Source organism: Polaromonas sp. P1_G4, assembly GCF_056405475.1.
Genome location: NZ_JBFUCA010000751.1, coordinates 1 through 1,544, shown reverse-complemented (window position 1 = coordinate 1,544; position 1,544 = coordinate 1). Strand labels below are relative to the sequence as shown.

Below are 1,544 nucleotides of genomic sequence, written 5' to 3'. Positions count from 1 at the left end.
GGCCTGGTGGGCTCGATGAAATGAACCCAGTCCAAGGTGAAGCACCGTGAATTCCGAAGGCGCCAATGGCGTTTTCGCAGGAAGCGCTGTTGCGAGAGTCAAGGGAATGTCCGAAAGGAAGAAGGAAGAAATCAGGCCGGAACCGCACGGCCTTCACGGTTGAACAGATGAAGCACCGAGGGGTCGAGCTCGACCGCTACATCGTCACCTGCATGCAGCGGTGTCCGTTCGTTCTGGCGCGCTATCAGCGGCACGCCGCCGACGTCGACGTGAATCAGGGTGTCGGCACCGAGTGCCTCGATCAGCTCCACGCGGCCTTGCACACCCAAAGCAACGGCCTGCTTCGGATGCACGCGCAAGCCTTCCGGCCGCACACCCAGGAAACCATCGCTCGGCAGGCGCCCGCCAGTGGCCGCCGAGAAGCTCGGAATCGCGCTTGCCGCCACCATGTTCATCGACGGCATGCCGATGAACTGCGCGACAAACCGGTTCGCCGGGTGGTCGTAGAGCTCGAGCGGCGTGCCGACCTGCTCGATCAGCCCGTCCCTGAGAACCACCACGCGGTCGGCCAGCGTCATGGCCTCGACCTGGTCGTGCGTGACGTAAATGGTCGTCGCGCCGAGCGCGCGGTGCAGCTTGTGGATTTCGACGCGCGTGTTGCCGCGCAGCGCGGCATCCAGGTTGGACAAGGGCTCGTCGAACAGGAACACCTTGGGTGCACGCACGATGGCGCGGCCAATCGCCACCCGCTGCCGCTGTCCACCCGACAGGTCTTTCGGTGTGCGGCCCAGGTACTGGGTGAGGTTGAGCGTTTTGGCCGCGTACTCGACCTTGGCCTGGATCTCGTCCTTCGGCACGCCCGCAAGCTTGAGCGCAAAGGACATGTTGTCGTACACACTCATGTGCGGGTAGAGCGCGTAGCTCTGGAACACCATCGCCAGGTCACGCTTGCCCGAAGGCGTCCAGGTGATGTCCTTGCCGTCCAGCAGCAAGTTGCCTTGGGTGATGGGCTCCAGCCCCGCGATGAGGCGCAGCAGTGTCGATTTACCGCAACCCGAAGGTCCGACGAAGACGATGAACTCGCCCTTGTTGATTTCAAGATCAACACCGCGGATGATTTGGGTTTCCCCGAAACTTTTCTCGATGTTCTTGAGTTCCAGATAAGCCATGGGTCAATTCCTTTCACTTCACCGCACCGAATGTCAGGCCTTGCACCAGCTGTTTCTGGCTGAACCAGCCGAACACGACGATCGGTGCGATCGCCATCAGCGAGGCGGCTGACAATTTGGCCCAGAACAGCCCTTCGGGGCTGGAGTACGAGGCGATCAATGTCGCCAGCGTGCCGGCCTTGGCCGAACTGAGGTTGAGCGCCCAGAAGGCCTCGTTCCAGCTCAGCACCAGGCACAGCAGGCCGGTCGAAGCGAGACCGCCCACCGACAGCGGCAGCACAACATGGCGAAATTCGGTCCAGAGGCTCGCACCGTCCATGCGTGCGGCTTCCAGTATCTCGTTCGGAATGTCCTTGTAGGCGCTGTAGAGCATCC

Annotated in this window: 2 protein-coding genes; both read right to left on the bottom strand. The window is 62.0% G+C overall.

Annotated elements, in window-relative coordinates; translation table 11 throughout:
* Positions 1–131: 131 nt before the first annotated feature.
* Positions 132–1,169: an ABC transporter ATP-binding protein gene (locus AC1D1X_RS23000; protein ID WP_477669909.1), complete on the bottom strand. Its 1,038-nt coding sequence runs from the start codon at positions 1,167–1,169 to the stop codon at positions 132–134.
* Positions 1,170–1,182: 13 nt separating this feature from the next.
* Positions 1,183–1,544, bottom strand: a 362-nt coding sequence (locus tag AC1D1X_RS22995; protein WP_477699298.1) for a carbohydrate ABC transporter permease, incomplete at its 5' end; no start/stop codon positions are given.

What these genes read in the sequence shown, in the direction of transcription:
- AC1D1X_RS23000 (WP_477669909.1), bottom strand. Translation starts at nt 1,169, where the DNA reads ATGGCTTATCTGGAACTCAAGAACATCGAGAAAAGTTTCGGGGAAACC.